Raw genomic sequence first — 18,477 nt, forward strand, 5'->3', positions numbered from 1 at the left:
TTTTATAGTGTACTGACTTCACAGCTCTGCAGTTTTAATCACTATGTTACTCAGACTTTCAGAGTTTTGATGTGGGTCTTGACTCGGCTCCCCAATCGGAGTGTCATCACACGCTACTTTATAAATCGTATTTGAGCCTTGCATAATATAACCAAGATACGGGCTGTCTAATAACGGATTGATATTGGCATAAGCTTGTTTGACTTGAGCCAACACGAATAAACGATCAGGGCGACCGACCATCGCGGAGATATTATGGTCATCAATTGAAAAATACTCAGGAACTTGATCAAGTCCCATTGGCTCTAACGGCTCAGGGTCGTCCCACACCCGCTTCGCAGACTTAGGCTCTTTCATTTGCATGACTAATTTATCTTGCTTCAGGCTTACTTTAATTTGTGCAGGTTCATCTTGACTGACTGTATAACAGCCCGAAAATAAGGCAGCGTGTTGTTGTATCACCTCGACCGAGTTAAGATTCCCAGATTTTAGTTCGGCCAGATCCGTTGGCGTCCGGCTAGCATCTTTACAGCTTGTTACGCTAAGGCTTGCTCCAGTGAGCATGATAGCTAAGGCGAAGTTTGTTACGTTGAATCTTTTCAATAGTGTTATCCATTCAGTAGTTAGATTAGATGGTGTTGAACCATGTGAGCCTGACACTCAATGTTAATAATCAGACCGTTTATATGAGTGACTTACATGTTTAAGTGACATTCATTTGTAGTGTCATTCATTTGTAAGTGGCAATCACTCTAGTTTAGCTTAGCGTATTACCAAGCCTCTATTTTAACAAAATTGATTTGCTAAAGGGCGATCTTATTCATTATAAATTGACTTCTGTTACGCATCAGCAATCTAAATTATCATGCTATTATTTGCTATACTAGTACAATTAACGACACACTATTGCAAAAGCGAGCTTTTATGTCCGTTCTACACCCCAAACCCAATACAACTCTTGCCTTTACAGACGGTGCTTGTAAAGGTAATCCCGGGCCAGGTGGTTGGGGCACCCTTTTGGTCAGTAGTGATGGTCAACATCATGAATTTTTTGGTGGTGAGACCCTAACTACCAATAACAAGATGGAGCTAATGGGTGCTATTATGGCACTTGAGAAAAGCTCAGATGACGACCATTTAGAAATATGGACCGACTCAAGCTATGTTAAAAATGGTATCACCTCATGGATTGATGGTTGGAAAAAGAAAGGCTGGAAAACGTCATCGAATAAGCCCGTTAAAAACCAAGAGTTATGGCAACGATTAGATGACTTACGACAAGGTCGAAATGTAAGTTGGCACTGGGTAAAAGGTCATGCCGGCCATGAAGGAAATGAAAAAGCAGATGAACTTGCCAATAGAGGTATATTGTCCACATCCGAGGGGGGCAAAATTGATGAGCCAACAGCCAACGACACGCCAATAAGTCATGATTTAAGTTTAAAAAAAAACTAAATAATTTATCAGAATCAGACATTGATCTTAATAAAGAACCGTCATCTATTCAATCAGATTCTGACCCTTTAATTGACTCTGACTCACACCCTCAACCCATTATAGCGACTGAAAACCTATCCTCAACACATTCTAAAAATACAGTTATTGTTGACATTAAGCAAAATTTGCAAAGCATGGATACTATGGAAAATACAGCAAACCACTCTGATGACTGGCTCCTTGATGATCCTTTAGGATTTAATGACTTGTCGCCTGAAGAAGACTCAGAATTAGACAAAACTCTACCATCGACTGCCAAACCAACTGTTAATGAGACAACTGAAAGGGGTGTCGCGTCAGGTATAGAGACTGACATTGAATTTGATGGCGATACCAGCCGAGCAAATCCTCATTTTAAGCCTTTATTGCCAGATCCTATTAACAAAGGAGAGTCAGGTCGCCAGCTAATTATGGATACCGAAACGACTGGTCTTGATGCACTCAAGGGAGATCGTATTATCGAGGTAGGTATCATTGAGCTGGTAGATCGTAAGTTCACCGGTGAAAAACTGCATGTCTATATCAACCCTGAAAGAGGCATGGATGAGGAAGCCATTCGAATACATGGTATCTCCGAGGCTTTTTTAGCAGATAAGCCTACCTTCGATAAAGTCGCACAAAAGCTTTATGATTTCATGCTGGGTGCAGAAGTTATCGCCCACAATGCCCCATTTGACATTAGCTTCTTAAGCATGGAGTTTGATAAAGTTGGTTTAAAAGGCTTTGCTGATCAGATCAAAGTCACCGACTCATTAGTATTAGCAAAGCAGCAGTATCCAGGACAAAAGAACACTTTGGATGCTTTGGTACGTCGTTTGAACGTCGGAAAAATGGACCGTACGTTCCATGGCGCTTTACTCGACTCCGAAATCTTAGCTGAAGTATATTTGGCCATGACCGGTGGTCAGGTAGCCCTCGCTATTGACGAAGACATTCAGACTGAGGGTGCGGGATCACATACTGATTTTAGTCACTTGGCTAGTAAAATCTTGACAGCCCAAGCTTCCTACGAGGATCATTTAAACTGGGTTGCAAAAATAATGAAAAAATACCCTAATGTTGCTAAAAATCAAGGCATAACTTGCTTTTACCAAACCAGTGAGGCGCCTAATTTAATTTTGCAAAAACAGGCTACAACCCTTCGTAGTGACGGTGACTTGCCATTTAACACTATCAATTTAGCGCAAGATTTGTTTATTGCGTCTTAAATTAAACAATTTAATTGAGATTATTTATAAATTGATTGATAGTCTCGATTATAATACAGTGAACACTATCTAATTAAAGTACGTTAATAAATTGACGTTTACCTATATCATTTAACTTAATCCTCGGTTCATTATAACTTGGTAACTCCTATGATCTCAGTAGCTCAAAACAGTACTACACCACAGGCGATCAGCGTCACTAACTTTGATTTATCTTCACTGTATTTGCTGCGCCCAGAAATAATGGTTACCTTGGACAATGCTGAAAAACATTTAAGTGAGTTTAATGATGACAATGAGCAAGCCCCGCTACTACTTGACTCAGTCGCTATGCTCAACCAATTGGCAAACGTGTTGACCTTAATTTCTCTATCTGGTGCGAGTGATTTAGCAGAAGTGTTGGCGATCAGTATGCAGCATCTTTATGATAGCGGTAATAATAGGGATGAAAAACTTATTTTAAGTATTTCTCAAGGGGTTATGACGCTGTCACGTTATATTGAGTTTGTATTATTGCAAGAGACTTTAGAGCCCTCCTTACTCCTACCCGTTATTAATCAAATGAAAACAACGCTTGGTCAAAAAGAGTTAGACCAAACTGAACTGATTGCCCATGATTTTACTTATATTACCCTAGCCAACCCTACTCGCAACTTTCAGCCCCTTTCAAGCTTAGATTTAGACAGTAGTTTATTAGCAACTGCGTATAGAGCTGGTCTGGCTGTGGCTCTATCTGCTCCAACCAATCAGGTAAGTGAGTCTGACCTACTCAAGATTAAAGCGATGCATCAAGCCTGTTCGATCATCGCAAAAGAATCTGACGCTTTATTTTGGCATGCCGCTGAAGCAGCCACTAAAGACCTACAGAAGCTATTACCTCTTGATGAAAAACATAAGCGTATATTTATTTTCTTAGATCAGCAATTTCATAACTACTTGCCAGCAGATGACAGTCGCTTCGCTGATTTAGTGAGCTTTGCCTGTTTACAAGACCATGAACTGGCAGCGCAAGTAAAGAAGCAACTGAATGATAATCAGCTTGATGACTCTCAGCTAATAGACTTCAAACGCTTTATGTTTGGACCTGATCAAGAAATAGTTACTACCTTGAATGACTTGATCCAATACGAGATTGACGCTATCAAATCCGACGTCAATGGTTTGGTAAATCATACTTCTGATGAAGACCGTACTGAACAGCTATCCTCAAAACTCGATTTTAGCTCTATTTCAAACAAACTTAATGCGCTGTCGTCTACTTTTTCACTATTGGACTTATCACAATCTGCGGAAACACTTAGTAAAAGCGCTGCTATCGTTGCTAATTGGCAGCATCCAAATTCAGAGGATTTAGATCAGCTTTTAGCGCATCTTATGGTCGCCGAAAACGCGGCTATCACCTTAGCAAAATCGCATACTCCAGGCGCTGAAGCTTGGGAGTTGACGAATGATAGTCTCTCAATTTACCAGCTTGATACTGCGTATCAACATCTCATGATTGAAATCCGTAATTTAATCAAACAACTTGAACGTAGCGCCAGTGACTATTTAGATAGCTTTGATTTAACGCATGTGGACGAGGATGTGCAAAATGAAGCCTTTATGCACGACGACATTCTAAATAATATCCCTCAAGTATTGAGTCAGATTGCAGGAACCTTAAGGTTTTTAGAGATGACCGATGCTGCCAATATTATCAGACGGTTATCATCGCATCTTAGCGCCAGTCTTAGTTTTGATGAAAACGGTCTACTGCACAAAGACGAAACAACCCATATTCAATTTTCCAAAGTAGCTGATATTTTACTCGCTGTTGATCATCAGTTGAGTGCACGACAAAAGCAGCATCCGCTTAGCAAGCATGCGTTGTATGTTGGTAATACCAGCTTATACAATCTTTTGAAAAGCGCCTAAACAACTTTAACCGTTTTTTATCCCTATTTAATAACACGAGAGGTATTTGTGAGCACTCATCGATTAAACGATTTACCCATTTTATTTAATCGCTTACAACTTGATAGCCTTACAAATACTCAACGTGAAAAAATAGTCGCCATAGATGCCACACTTCCTCAAACACAATGCGGCCTTTGTGACCATCCTGATGGCTGTCTGCCCTATGCGGCCGCAATCGTTGTTGACGGTGAGCCCCATAATAAATGTGTCCCTGGAGGACAGCCAGTCAGTGACCATATTGCCGAAATTCTAAATCGTGACCGACTGATAGCACGAGAGTCACAATGGCCTATTGATCCTAATACTCAGCGTCCTACAGAAGTAAGGGCTATTATCCGTGAGGATGACTGCATCGGCTGTACCAAGTGTATTCCAGCTTGTCCAGTGGATGCCATCGTGGGAACAGGTAAGCATATGCACACTGTTTTTACAGACTTATGTACTGGTTGCGAGTTATGCTTGCCTCCCTGCCCAGTAGACTGTATAGATCTGATTGAAATGCCACGTGATCCTTCATTTGAGACGCCGGAACATAGAGCCGATGAACAGTCTCATCTTAGAAAGCGCTATCATACTCACTTAAATCGCGTCGCCCATCAGATGTCTGACAACACCCATGCTAAACCTGTTACCAGTATGGTTGAAACGCTACTGGGCAATGCTTCACATCAAAGTTTAGATATTAATGAAGCTCAAGCGAAAGCCACCATTGCGGTCGCCAAGCTACGGACTAAAATTAAAAAGCTTGAGAAACAGCTCAGCGTTCGTCATCATGAGGCTAAACAGGCTGAACTTGATGAGTTAAAACAACAGCTAGAACAATTATCTGATTAATTCATTTTGAATGACGTCGAGACTCATTAAAACCAGACACCTATTAAAACCAGACACCTATTAAAACCAGACACTTATCAAAGCCAAACGCGCATTAAAACCAGACGTTATAAAACCTAACATTCATTGAAACCAGCTATTTATTAGAGCCAGACCAAAACCCTATGAGTAAAGTTGTTAAACACAAAACGGCAGAAACCCCACCTTCAAGACGACTGCCAAATAAAAATGTGCCAATATTTTTTGAAAAGCTAGCGGCAGCCATTGATGAGCCGGTGACTGAACTTGAATACAGTAGCAACTTTGAGCTGCTGATTGCCGTAATGTTGTCTGCTCAGGCCACTGATGTGAGTGTTAACCTTGCGACCCGTAAGCTATTTTCAGTAGCAAATACACCTGAAGCCATCTATGAGCTTGGCGAAGACGGCCTAAAAGACTATATCAAAACCATTGGATTGTATAACTCAAAAGCGAAAAACGTCATTAAGACGTGCAAAGACTTAATTGATAAACATAACAGTCAAGTACCAGATAATCGCAAAGATTTAGAAGCGCTGGCAGGCGTGGGACGTAAAACCGCTAATGTGGTTTTAAATACCGCATTTGGTCAGCCCACGATGGCAGTGGATACTCACATATTTCGTGTGAGTAATCGCACTGGATTGGCCACAGGAAAAACCGTATTAGCGGTAGAAAAGAAACTTATTGAGCGTATTCCTGATAAATATATCGTTGACGCCCATCATTATTTGATTTTACATGGTCGGTATACCTGTCAAGCACGAACCCCAAAATGTGATGCCTGCCCCGTTTATAATGAGTGTATGTTTAAAGACAAACATAAATTTGCAGAGTTATAAGGTCATCACAATGTTTATACCGCTGCTAACAAAATTTTAAATTTTATAACCCGTCGTTAATCTCTTTTTTGAGCCATAAAACTACTTAGTATAGTTAACTCAGTTTATTATGCCCTGTATCACTAGAGTTTTAGCTGACTTAAGGGTAAAATACTCTCTAATTCCAAGTTTACCTTGCTAGATTTTATCGGTGTTCGGCTATTAAAAAGCTTAGCACGGGTTTTATAAGCTTAATTGAATGTCTAAAAAGCTTAATAAATCAAATCGCAAGTTTCTGAATATAAGCTCCTGAATATAAGTGACTCCCTTGTTATGCATGACTATCAACTATTTACCTCAGAATCAGTCAGTGAAGGCCATCCCGATAAGATGGCAGACCAAATTTCAGATGCCTTACTTGATGCTATTATGCGTGAAGATTTACACGCGCGTGTGGCCTGTGAGACCTTAGTCAAAACAGGGGCAGTCATATTAGCCGGTGAAATCTCAACCACTGCCAATGTGGATATCGAGCGTATCGTCCGTGATACTGTCAATGGTATTGGCTACCATCATTCTGATTTAGGATTTGATGGCGACACCTGTGCTGTCATCAATATGATCGGTAAACAGTCACCTGAGATTGCTCAAGGTGTTGACCGCATGAATCCTGAGGATCAGGGCGCTGGAGACCAAGGGCTCATGTTTGGCTATGCCAGCAATGAAACAGAGGTCTTAATGCCAGCGCCTATTGAGTACGCACATCGATTGATGGAGCGCCAATCAGTATTACGCCGCTCTGGAGATCTGCCATGGCTACGTCCTGATGCTAAAGCTCAGGTGACCTTGCGATATAATGATGGTCTTCCTGCTGCCATTGATGCTGTAGTATTATCGACCCAACATGATCCGAGCATCTCTCAGTCTGAGCTAAAAGAAGCGGTGATGGAGGAGATCATTCAGCAGGTATTACCCGCTAATTTACTGCATAAGGATACCCGTTACCATATTAATCCTACTGGTAAATTTGTGATTGGTGGACCAGTTGGTGATGCGGGATTGACAGGTCGTAAAATCATTGTGGATACTTATGGCGGTATGGCGCGTCATGGTGGCGGTGCCTTCAGTGGTAAGGATCCTTCTAAAGTCGACCGCAGCGCCGCGTATGCCGGTCGTTATGTCGCTAAAAATATTGTAGCGGCAGGACTGGCTGAACGCTGTGAAGTCCAGATTAGTTATGCCATTGGCGTGGCAGAACCTACCTCAATTTCAGTGAATACCTTTGGTACCTCTAAGGTGAGTCGTGAGGTGATCATTGAGCTAATACGTACCCACTTTGACTTGCGTCCTTATGGTATTACTCATATGCTAAATTTGTTACAGCCTATGTACCAGCAGACGGCAACTTATGGTCACTTTGGGCGTCCAGGCAGTGAAACGGCATTTACTTGGGAAAAAACTGATAAAGCAGATATTCTACGGGCGGATGCCAATATTTAAACTTGAGCTTATGCCTGTTGACTAATTAAATGGTTAGCAGGTTGATTCGTTAACTGGGCATTTCTACTCCCCTTTCTAGCCAACATTCGAACCCAAATATTAACCAATTTTTTAAGCTAAATAGTTGAAAACTTATGACGACACCTCCGAATAACGCCGAAAATCAAAGTCCAGAACTGTCAAAAGACATAGAAGCATTTTATAAGCGCGCTGATGCCATTATTGAGCTTGCCAATAGCCAGTTAGGTCCTGAAGCACATTCAGGTCAAGTAGGAGCGTCATTACTTTATGCGGCAGCTCGCTATAGCTCTTCAGTGGCATCCATTGGCTTTGTTAAAGGCAGCGACTTAGCAAAAGAGAAGAATGAAATTATTGAGTTCTATGCCAAACAGTATCGTCAGATGTTAAGTGATAACTTAGATGATTATGCTGAGAACTTCGATAAGTATGTGCAAATCAATAAAGATGAGCAGTCATAACACGGCATAATAAAATATAGGTACAGTAAAAATTTAACTTTATTAAGATTCATCTTTATTAAATAATACCAATAAATACAACCTTAATTATAAAGACCAATAAAAAAGCCCCATAAGTTAGGTTAACTTATGGGGCTTACTTTTATTACTATAATAGACTCAAATAACGTTAGTGATGACCTATAGACAGCGAACTACTAAACGCTTACAGTGTTAACCTCGTTAAGCCTACTCCAGTAGTACTTTCACTCAGTTGCCTTGTAACCATTTTAGACTTCTTTGACTATAATTTATAGCTTGGTGAACACTAATGTATCGTTTTCATCCACATCAACTTTAATAGTATCACCCGCTACAAATTCGCCTGAGAGCAGCTTCAGTGACAGTGGGTTTTCTATCTGTTGCTGGATAGCACGTTTTAAAGGACGTGCGCCATAGACAGGATCATAACCCACAGCGACTAACATGTTCATTGCATCGGGCGATAACTTGATGTTCATTTCACGCTCTTTTAAGCGATCTCTTAAACGATCAAGCTGAATGTCAGCAATACCTGCCATTTGTGACATACCTAATGGATGGAATACCACTATCTCATCAATACGGTTCACAAACTCTGGACGGAAATGCTGACCTACTGACTCCATCACTGATGCCTTTATTTCTTCATAATCATCACCTGCCATCTCTTGAATCTTATGTGACCCTAAGTTACTGGTCATGATGATAACGGTATTCTTAAAGTCTACCACGCGACCTTGAGAGTCGGTTAGGCGACCATCATCTAGTACTTGCAGCAGAATATTGAACACATCGGGGTGTGCTTTTTCTACCTCATCAAATAAGAGGACACTATAAGGCTTACGACGAACCGCTTCGGTCAATACCCCGCCTTCTTCATAACCGACGTAACCAGGAGGAGCGCCAACTAAACGACTAACACTATGCTTCTCCATAAATTCACTCATATCGATACGAATCATCGCATCCTCTGAGTCAAACAAGAAGTTAGCCAATGATTTTGTCAGCTCGGTTTTACCCACACCTGTTGGGCCTAAAAATAAGAATGAGCCTGAGGGACGGTTGGGATCTGACAAGCCTGCACGGCTTCGACGTACCGCATTGGCAACCGATTGAACCGCTTCGTCTTGACCTATTACCCGTTCATGCAAGGCGTCTTCCATTGCCAGCATTTTCTCACGTTCACCTTGTAGCATTCTATTGACTGGAATACCGGTTGCTGCAGCAACCACCTCAGCGATTTCGTTATCAGTGACTTTATTGCGAAGCAGCTTGATACCACTTCCCTCACCTGACTGTTCTTTTTGTTCTGCAAGATCAGATTCAGTGATTCGTTTTTCTAATTGCGGTATGGTCTCATACTGCAGTTTACTCATTGTTTCATAATCACCTTCGCGGCTCGCTTTTTCATAAGCAATACGGGCTTTATCAAGCTCATCTTTAAGCTGCTGACTGCCTTTAACTAAGGCTTTCTCAGCCTGCCAAATTTCATTTAAATCAGCATATTCTTTTTCAAGCTCTTCGATTTGCTCGTCCAGCAAATTACGTTCAGCCACGGCACCTGCATCTTCTTCATTTTTAAGCACTTCACGCTGCATTTTTAGCTGAATTAAGCGGCTGTCAAGTTTGCCTAGTGACTCAGGTTTACTGTCCATCTCCATACGCAGACGGCTAGCCGCTTCATCAATTAAGTCAATCGCTTTATCGGGTAACTTACGATCGGTAATATAACGATGACTCATACGCGCCGCCGCAATAATGGCACTGTCTTGGATGTCTACCCCGTGATGAAGCTCATAGCGCTCTTTAAGACCTCGTAAAATAGCAATGGTATCTTCAACCGTAGGCTCGTCAACCAAAACCTTCTGGAATCGACGCTCAAGTGCCGCATCTTTTTCGATATATTGACGGTACTCATCCAGGGTAGTTGCGCCTACACAATGAAGCTCACCACGTGCCAACGCAGGCTTAAGCATATTACCTGCATCCATAGCACCATCTGTTTTTCCGGCACCTACCATCGTATGCAACTCATCAATGAATAAGATGACATTGCCTTCTTGTTTCGCTAAGTCGTTTAGAACCCCTTTTAGACGCTCTTCAAACTCACCACGATATTTAGCACCAGCAATTAAAGCACCCAGATCAAGAGATAATACTTCCTTGTTACGTAGTCCCTCTGGCACATCACCGTTGACAATCTTTTGAGCAAGCCCTTCGACGATGGCGGTCTTACCTACCCCTGGCTCACCGATTAAAACAGGGTTGTTCTTAGTACGACGTGATAGCACTTGTATTGTACGACGTATCTCTTCATCACGGCCAATAACGGGATCAAGCTTACCCATTTCAGCACGCTCAGTTAAATTAATGGTATATTTATTAAGCGCATCACGTTGATCTTCTGCATTTTGATCATTGACAGTTTGATTGCCTCGAAGCTGTTCAATAACAGCCTTCAGCTTAACCGCAGTAACCCCTGCTTGCTCGAAGATTTTTTTAGTTTCTCCTTGCTCAGCCAAAGCCAACATGACCCATTCAGTCGCAATATAGTCATCACCCGCTTTTTGCGCCTGACGATCAGCAAGATTAAGAACTTTGACTGAGTCTGGATTCAAACTGACTTCGCCAGTCGGATTAGCAATAGTCGCTTGGTTATCAAGCGCTTTGGCCACCCCATTTTTAAGGGCAGGAATACTGGCTCCTGCTTGTTGGCATACAGATAGGTTAGACTCATCTTCCAACAAGGTTGCCATTAAATGCAATGGACTTATACCCGTATGATCTCGCCCTATTGCTAAGCTCTGAGCTTGTTGCAGAGCGGCTTGTAATTTTTGTGTAAATTTATCGAATCTCATTGATGTATCCTTTAATTATTTTAATTTTATCAGCAAGTTACCCATTATTTTAATCGGTATCACTCGCTGTGTTGTTGGTTTATATATGTAGGCTTGACCATACTATTTCAAGCTAATTTCGACATTTATTAGTAGTGTCAATTTTTTTACATGACTATAGGGTCTGTTGAACATTCAAATATTAACCTTAGGGCGTGTGGAACATTCGCAAATTAGCACTGCTGATAGCTAAGCTCGAGTGAGGGCGGGACTCTTTTTTGTCAACATATGGCGCTTTTAAAAATTTAGGGTTCTAACTTAGAATGACTAGGCGTCAAAAATTTCACTGCAAATTGACTAAAAAAATAGTCTCCGCCAATGCCATGGTCTAATGTTACACACGACCTAGCTTAAAGTTAATAAGATCTCAATTTTTTAATCTCAATAAGATCTATAGTCAAAGAAGTCTAAAATGGTTACAAGGCAACCGAGTGCAAGTTGCGAGTAATACGGTAGTAGGCTTAGCGAGGTTAACGCCTTAACCGTTTAGTAGTTCGCTGACTATAGCTCTCAAATAAAGCGCAATAAAAAAGCAAGTCAATGGTGCTTATCACACCATTAACTTGCTTTAGTAATATTTAAAATAGTTGACTCTATGGCATTGAACAATACACCAAATCGTCTTCGACATTGACGACCGCCCCAGCCAAATGGCACTCTTTAACTAAATAAGAGCGACTGGCTTGCCAACCTGCATAAAAACTAACCGCACATAGCAATAGTATAAACAGTTTTAACTTTCCATTTTTAAGAAGCTCAGGTTTTGCTGACTGATCGACATTATGACTGTCTGTAGATACACGACTTTCTGGTTGCCGGCCTTCTTTCTCACTGTTTCGAATGCTGTCTTGAGTCCTCTTTTGAGTGTCGTCATGACGTTTAGAACTCAAGCTTTCCCCCTTTTTCAACTGCAGCTTGATAAGCCGGACGTGCTTGACATCTTTTTAACCAATTTAATGTATTGGTATAGCGTACTTGATCTAAGCCTGATTGAGAGTTGGCAGCCTCTATAAAAAACGCCATCTGAATATCCGCCGCACTGAATTCAGATCCTGCAAACCATTTATGTTGACTCAATTGAGACTCCACCAAATCTAAAGCTTTGGTGATATTTTTACTAATCATAGAGGCTTCTACCTGTTTACGAATGCCTTTTGCAACAGGTTTTAGTAAAGCAGGAGAGCGTTCGACGACTTTTGAGAATACCAGGCGCATAACTAGTGGTGGCATAGCAGATGCTTCTGCATAGTGCATCCAAAAATCATAATCACGCCATTGTTCGCTATCTGCATCAACCTTGGGATGAAATTTATAATCCGTATCATATTTTGCCATAAGATAATCAATGATATGACCAGACTCGATCATCGACATTGGCTGAACAGCATCATCGCTCTCTTTGATTTGCAGAATGGGCGCTTTACCCGACGGATGAATGTTCTCTAAGCTTTTAGGTGCTAAATATGATTCAGTACGCTGATACTTGGTCAATTGGTAGTCCAAGCCCAATTCTTCTAAAAGCCAAACAATACGAAAAGATCTTGAGTTTTCTAAATGATGTAAATGCAAGATAGACATGTCAAACCTTATATAAATGAATAAAAAATGCCAGCAAGTTTACTTCTTGCTGGCATTTTAAATGCTAATACTCATTGCGCATAGAGGTCTTTTGTTATCCTTTCTTAAAGCTTTCTATGCAAATAAAGCAGTTAAGCTTCAAAATACTTTAAAAGTCTTAATGGTCAGTATTGTCGTCTTCGACGTCGTTTACGCTTGAGTGGCTTAAATCATGCTCGTCAACCGTGTCAGAGACGCTATCATCAGAACCTATCGCTGGTGAATCAAGCTTTATTTGATCAGTAGGTTCTTGATCCGTGAGCGCTTCAACACGCTCATCATCAGATGACAACGCATCAAGCAAAGCATCTTCTTCCGACGTATCTTCTACACGAGCCATAGCAACCAGCGACTCATCTTCTGCCAGACGAATTAAGGTGACACCCTGAGTATTTCTACCCGAGGTCGCCACTTGTGCAACAGGAGTACGAACTAAAGTTCCTTTATTTGATATCAAAATAACATCATCTTCAGGCTCAACTTTGGTTGCTCTTACTAATGCTCCATTCCGCTCACTGGTTTTAATGGCAATAACACCGCTACCGCCACGATTTTGAGCATTAAACTCATGAATCGATGTACGCTTTCCATAGCCATTTTCACAAGCGATCAACACTTCTTTTAGATCATCATCAACGACTACTAACGACTTGATAGTGTCATTTTTTGCAATACGCATCCCGCGTACCCCTTTAGCCGTTCGACCCATCACCCGTGCATCATTTTCATCAAAGCGAATGGCTTTACCACTTGAGGCAAACAGCATGACTTGCTGTTGACCAGTGGTAATGCGGGCAGAAATTAACTTATCCCCCTCTTCCAAACCAATAGCAATCAAACCATTTGAACGGATATTCGCAAAGTGTCTAAGCTCAACCCGTTTAACCGTGCCCTTCGCCGTTGCGAAAAATACGTATGGCGGTGTGGTATCACTCACCACATCAGCATCTTCATTGGTATCACTCGTATCATCGTCCACTTGTGCCGTAAGTTGCGCAGACTTTAACTGTTTTGGTATCGGTAAAATAGTCGTGACAACTTCATCAGTATCCAAGCCGATAATATTAACCAAAGGTCGACCACGGGCACCACGGCTCGCGATAGGCACTTCAAAACCGCGTAGACTAAATACTCGTCCATTGTCAGTAAAGCAAAGCACTGTCGCATGCGTTGAGGTAACGACAAGATGATCAATGACGTCGTCTTCTTTCATAGCCGTCGCTGATTTACCTCTACCGCCTCTGTTTTGAGCAACGTAATCACTAATTGGCTGAGTTTTTGCATAACCAGTACGGGATACAGTCAGTACAACGGTTTGCTCAGGAATAAGATCTTCACGGCTGAAATCAGATCGTGAGTCGACAATATCTGTCCGACGCTCATCACCAAAATCATCGCGAATTTGAATCAGCTCGTTTTTGATAACCATCATTAATTTATCAAAATCACCTAAGATAGATTCTAGTTCTGCGATTTGACGCAGCAGATCTTGATATTCTTCAGTGAGTTTTTCTTGTTCCAGACCCGTTAAACGATGCAGTTGCATCTCTAAAATAGCATTAACCTGCTCCAGTGATAAGCGGTAGTTATTGCCGTTGTCAATTAGCCCAAACGGATTTCTTAAATCCTCGCCCTCAATAAATTCAGGACGTACTGAGCGCAAATCGCCGCCTTCAAGGGTGCCCCGATCAGCCGCTGTCAACATTGCCACCACAGTACCTGAGTCCCAGGTTTGTACTAGTAACTTTTCACGAGCTTCACCGCGGTTTGCAGACTCTTTAATAGTCGTAATAATATCGTCAATATTGGCGAGTGCAACCGTTAGACCTTCTAATAAGTGACCCCGTGCTTTGGCTTTATTCAACTCATAAATAGTACGACGCGTCACCACTTCTTGACGGTGACGAATAAAGGCGGCAATAAGTTGACGCAATGTCATCAGCTTAGGCTGACCATTATCGAGCGCCACCATATTGATACTAAAGCTTGACTCAAGCGGCGTTTGTAGGAACAAGTTATTGACAATGACTTCCGCGACTTCACCACGGCGTAAGTCAATGGCAATGCGCATCCCATCTTTATCAGATTCATCCCGTATCTCTGAGATACCTTCGATTTTCTTATCTCGAACCAGCTCTGCTATGCGCTCTATAAGCTTCGCTTTGTTTGACTGGTAAGGTATTTCGGTAAACACAATGCGCTCGCGGTCACGGTTGGCGCCTGTTTCACTCATCGGCTCTATATGATAACGACCTCGAACATGCAAACGACCTTTACCCGTTCGATAAGCATCAACGATACCAGAGCGACCATAAATAATACCCCCAGTCGGGAAGTCGGGACCTGAAATGTAATTGGTCAACTCTTCACTTGATATATTCGAATTTTCCGCATACGCCAAACACGCGTTTAAGACTTCAGTCAGGTTATGGGGCGCCATATTGGTCGCCATACCGACGGCAATACCTGTCGCCCCATTCACTAATAGGTTGGGAATACGAGCAGGCAATACGCTTGGCATACGTTCAGAACCATCGTAGTTGTCTTCCCAATCGACCGTATCTTTATCAAGATCTGCCAACATCTGATGGGTCAGTTTGGTCATACGAACTTCGGTATAACGCATGGCTGCCGCTGGGTCATCATCGATAGAGCCGAAGTTACCCTGACCATCTACCATCGGATAGCGCAAACTAAAATCTTGAGCCATACGAACTATGGCATCATAAACCGCTGTATCGCCATGTGGGTGATATTTACCAATCACATCACCAACCACACGCGCAGACTTTTTATAAGGTTTATTATAGTCATTTGACAACTGATGCATGGCATACATGATTCGGCGATGCACAGGTTTCAGCCCGTCTCGTACATCAGGTAGCGCACGTGAGACAATAACGCTCATCGCATAATCTAGATAGGATTGCTTCATCTCTTCGATGATGGCAATAGGACTGACCGAATCACTCATAAATACGTCTCCATGTTGGCAATGGCCCTCTTAACGTGTAGAAATTACCTTTAATAGCATTCAATATGAACGCTATCAAATTAGGTGTTAATGACCTGAAAAATAAAGGTTATTTTGTCGCGGTCATTTGCTATTCTAAGATGGCTTACTGCGAACTTACTTTAAGTTGTTATACTGATACCAAATCTAGAAATTAATCTATCGAGGAAAGCGAGTGCAAACACTACAAATAGTAGGTTCAATGAGTCTGACAAAGATAGGTTGTTTTATAGAAAAGGCATAAAAATAATATGCCGCATTTTAGCATAAATAAGCCTTAAGCGGGCGTTTTGTCTGCCAGTAACTATAAACCCGTGTTTAATGTTCACTAGCACAAATAATTAAAATAAAGTGCCCTGTTATTGCCCTTAATACACACCCATTTATCTCGCTAAAGCATTCTATGGGACTGGCAATTTATGGATAATAATCGCCCGTGATTTAGCATTTATAAAAATTTACTGTATTTTGGATTTTGAAATGACCTCTCATGAAGATCGAAACTTTGACCCTATTACTGACCACTTCGCCAAAAAAGTATATGGTGGATTAAAGGGAGATATCCGCTTAGCCGTCTTAAAACAGGATCTTTACCCTATAATTAGTGAGATGGCATCGACGTTAAATCGTCCATTACGCATATTGGATGTGGGTGCAGGCTTAGCACAGATAGCCATAGAGCTAGCCACAAAAGGTCACTTATTAACCATTAATGATATCTCGCAAAATATGCTTGCCGAAGCAAAAATAGACGCCAAAGCGAAGGGAGTACTACAGGACATTAATTGGCTAGTCTGTCCCTACCAACACCTCAATGAGAAACTACAAAATCAGGGGAGTGACGGCTATGACCTAATATTATGTCACGCTCTACTAGAATGGTTGGCTGAACCCCAGCAAATCATGCCTTTTTGTGAGAGATGGCTTGTGCCAAATGGGAAATTATCGCTATGTTTTTATAATCCAGTTAGTTTTGTGTATCGCAACTTAATTATGGGGAACTTCAATCTACTGAATAATCCTGATTATCGAGCAGATAATAAAAAAAGCCTAACTCCTAACAACCCTGTCAGCTTCCATGATGTCGAAGGATGGCTTAAAAATGATGGATTTATGATTGACAAGGTGAGTGGTTTACGCGTCTTTCACGATTATGCACCGCTTAAACGAGGGGGCCATAACCACCCTGAGGCAGTCATCGAAATGGAGCTACGCTACTCATCACAAGAGCCTTACAAATGGTTAGGTCGCTATCTGCATATTTTAGCCTCTCGCCCCACCCTCACGACACAATAGCGATATCAATTAAGTAACCGTATTAAACATCGAGATTAAGAAAATAGGCCTAGATACGCTGCCAAGTCGTCACGTCTAAATCATCACCTTGGAATAGCACCACATGCGCCATGAGTGGTCGAAACCCAATCGAAGATCCTATAGGATGATCATGATGACTTGAGATCAGCGACAGTACCTCTTCTCCATTGTCTAGTCGTAGCCGATACAGAAAGTTGGCCCCTCTAAATACACGCTCAACCACTAAAGCTTTTTGCGAACTATGATCATCATGGATAATATCATCTGGACGTATTAATACTTTAATTTTGGTCCCATTCGGGAAGTCATACGCACATACTTCGCCTTGACTAAACGCGTTCTCACCATCAACTTGATGTTGATCTGCATGAATAGGCTCTGGTCTACGCTTGATGTCACCCAGAGCTGTTTTAATAACGCCTTGGTCAATGACGCCATCAATCATTGCCCCTTCACCGATAAACTCCGCCACAAAAGGACTGTTTGGCTCATGATATAGCACATCTGGCGTCGCCCATTGTTCAAGCCTACCTTTATACATCACGCCAATTTTATCTGCAATTGCAAAGGCCTCATGTTGATCATGAGTGACCAAAATTGCGGTCGTATGGGTGCGTTTTAAGATAGCACGAACCTTAGCCGCTAAGGACTCTCGAAGCATCATATCTAAATTTGAAAATGGCTCATCTAACAGTAGTAAGTCAGGTTTTGGCGCCAATGCACGAGCTAGTGCCACACGCTGCTGTTGACCACCTGACAGTTGGTTAATTTTTTTATCAGCATGACCGGTGAGCTCAACCAGTTCAAGCATTTCTTTTACCCGTGCCACTTTTTCGGACTTAGACCAACGATTGAGACCAAATCCAATATTTTCACTGACGGTTAAATGAGTAAACAAAGCATAGTCCTGAAAGACCATTCCCATGTCGCGTTTGGCAGGTACTACTTGTTTATTAATTTTGCCAGATGTCATCTCGGTCAAGACCTTTCCGTTTAAAAAGATGCTACCTTGCACTGGATGTTCAAGTCCTGCAATTGCCCGCAGTGCCGTTGTTTTGCCGCAGCCACTAAATCCTAACAAGCACCCTATTTCACCTTGTTCAAGTGTCATCGACAAGGATTTAACCACCTCAGTACTGCCAAAACTAACGCTGATATTCTCTAATGTAAGGTAGGCCACATTAGGGTTTGAGTGCTTATTGGAAGTTTTAGGTGTAGATTCGAATGTTTGTTGGTTTTGATTGGGTTGCATGTCGTTCCACCGTTTAACGCTTAGGCTATTTTATCACTTTCATAAAA

12 protein-coding genes and 1 pseudogene are annotated in these 18,477 nt (G+C 41.7%); 7 read left to right on the forward strand and 6 right to left on the reverse strand.

The window, feature by feature from the left end:
- Nucleotides 1-18: 18 nt before the first annotated feature.
- On the reverse strand, nt 19-603 hold the full coding sequence (locus AC2SLT_RS05885) for a hypothetical protein (protein WP_486546706.1): 585 nt from the start codon (nt 601-603) through the stop codon (nt 19-21).
- A gap of 321 nt (nt 604-924) precedes the next feature.
- On the opposite strand from AC2SLT_RS05885, the pseudogene dnaQ reads away from it, so the two are divergent.
- The 6 genes and pseudogenes from dnaQ (at nt 925) to AC2SLT_RS05915 (ending at nt 8,313) form a co-directional block, all read left to right on the forward strand.
- Nucleotides 925-2,705: pseudogene (gene dnaQ, locus AC2SLT_RS05890) on the forward strand (DNA polymerase III subunit epsilon).
- Between the two features lie 150 nt (nt 2,706-2,855).
- A complete protein-coding gene (locus AC2SLT_RS05895; protein WP_486546707.1) occupies nt 2,856-4,619 on the forward strand; it encodes a hypothetical protein in 1,764 nt (587 codons plus the stop codon).
- 48 nt (nt 4,620-4,667) lie between these two features.
- On the forward strand, nt 4,668-5,495 hold the full coding sequence (locus AC2SLT_RS05900; RefSeq protein WP_486546708.1) for an RnfABCDGE type electron transport complex subunit B: 828 nt from the start codon (nt 4,668-4,670) through the stop codon (nt 5,493-5,495).
- A gap of 164 nt (nt 5,496-5,659) precedes the next feature.
- Nucleotides 5,660-6,355 carry an endonuclease III gene (gene nth / locus AC2SLT_RS05905; RefSeq protein ID WP_486546709.1) on the forward strand — a complete coding sequence of 232 codons (696 nt, stop codon included), beginning with the start codon at nt 5,660-5,662 and terminating at the stop codon, nt 6,353-6,355.
- A 312-nt stretch (nt 6,356-6,667) separates the two neighbouring features.
- Complete coding sequence (gene metK, locus AC2SLT_RS05910) at nt 6,668-7,834, forward strand: methionine adenosyltransferase (protein WP_486546710.1); 1,167 nt, start codon at nt 6,668-6,670, stop codon at nt 7,832-7,834.
- A gap of 134 nt (nt 7,835-7,968) precedes the next feature.
- The gene (locus tag AC2SLT_RS05915; RefSeq protein ID WP_486546711.1) at nt 7,969-8,313 is read left to right on the forward strand and encodes a DUF3144 domain-containing protein; all 345 of its coding nucleotides are present in this window, start codon (nt 7,969-7,971) and stop codon (nt 8,311-8,313) included.
- Between the two features lie 290 nt (nt 8,314-8,603).
- Here the strand turns inward: AC2SLT_RS05915 and clpB are convergent, their stop codons facing one another.
- The 4 genes from clpB to gyrA form a co-directional block, all read right to left on the reverse strand.
- Entirely contained in the window at nt 8,604-11,192 is a 2,589-nt protein-coding gene (clpB, locus tag AC2SLT_RS05920; RefSeq protein WP_486546712.1) for an ATP-dependent chaperone ClpB, read from the reverse strand.
- Between the two features lie 632 nt (nt 11,193-11,824).
- Nucleotides 11,825-12,121 (reverse strand): hypothetical protein, encoded by a 297-nt coding sequence (locus AC2SLT_RS05925; RefSeq protein WP_486546713.1) that lies wholly within the window; start codon nt 12,119-12,121, stop codon nt 11,825-11,827.
- On the reverse strand, nt 12,111-12,809 hold the full coding sequence (locus AC2SLT_RS05930) for a glutathione S-transferase (RefSeq protein ID WP_486546714.1): 699 nt from the start codon (nt 12,807-12,809) through the stop codon (nt 12,111-12,113). Before AC2SLT_RS05930 ends, AC2SLT_RS05925 begins: the two co-directional genes overlap by 11 nt.
- Nucleotides 12,810-12,966: 157 nt before the next feature.
- Nucleotides 12,967-15,822, reverse strand: a complete 2,856-nt coding sequence (gene gyrA, locus AC2SLT_RS05935; RefSeq protein ID WP_486546715.1) for a DNA gyrase subunit A — start codon at nt 15,820-15,822, stop codon at nt 12,967-12,969.
- A gap of 519 nt (nt 15,823-16,341) precedes the next feature.
- Between gyrA and AC2SLT_RS05940 the strand changes: the two genes are divergently transcribed.
- On the forward strand, nt 16,342-17,157 hold the full coding sequence (locus tag AC2SLT_RS05940; protein ID WP_486546716.1) for a methyltransferase domain-containing protein: 816 nt from the start codon (nt 16,342-16,344) through the stop codon (nt 17,155-17,157).
- 49 nt (nt 17,158-17,206) lie between these two features.
- Here AC2SLT_RS05940 and AC2SLT_RS05945 read toward each other — a convergent pair whose 3' ends face one another.
- Nucleotides 17,207-18,430 (reverse strand): ABC transporter ATP-binding protein, encoded by a 1,224-nt coding sequence (locus AC2SLT_RS05945; RefSeq protein WP_486546717.1) that lies wholly within the window; start codon nt 18,428-18,430, stop codon nt 17,207-17,209.
- Nucleotides 18,431-18,477: the final 47 nt, after the last annotated feature.

It is taken from the genome of Psychrobacter sp. CX18, assembly GCF_057396215.1.

Bases quoted from the DNA above. Each gene is read 5' to 3' on its own strand.
- AC2SLT_RS05895 (WP_486546707.1), top strand. From the start codon at position 2,856: ATGATCTCAGTAGCTCAAAACAGTACTACACCACAGGCGATCAGCGTC.
- nth (WP_486546709.1), top strand. From the start codon at position 5,660: ATGAGTAAAGTTGTTAAACACAAAACGGCAGAAACCCCACCTTCAAGA.
- metK (WP_486546710.1), top strand. From the start codon at position 6,668: ATGCATGACTATCAACTATTTACCTCAGAATCAGTCAGTGAAGGCCAT.
- AC2SLT_RS05915 (WP_486546711.1), top strand. From the start codon at position 7,969: ATGACGACACCTCCGAATAACGCCGAAAATCAAAGTCCAGAACTGTCA.
- clpB (WP_486546712.1), bottom strand. From the start codon at position 11,192: ATGAGATTCGATAAATTTACACAAAAATTACAAGCCGCTCTGCAACAA.
- AC2SLT_RS05930 (WP_486546714.1), bottom strand. From the start codon at position 12,809: ATGTCTATCTTGCATTTACATCATTTAGAAAACTCAAGATCTTTTCGT.
- gyrA (WP_486546715.1), bottom strand. From the start codon at position 15,822: ATGAGTGATTCGGTCAGTCCTATTGCCATCATCGAAGAGATGAAGCAA.
- AC2SLT_RS05940 (WP_486546716.1), top strand. From the start codon at position 16,342: ATGACCTCTCATGAAGATCGAAACTTTGACCCTATTACTGACCACTTC.
- AC2SLT_RS05945 (WP_486546717.1), bottom strand. From the start codon at position 18,430: ATGCAACCCAATCAAAACCAACAAACATTCGAATCTACACCTAAAACT.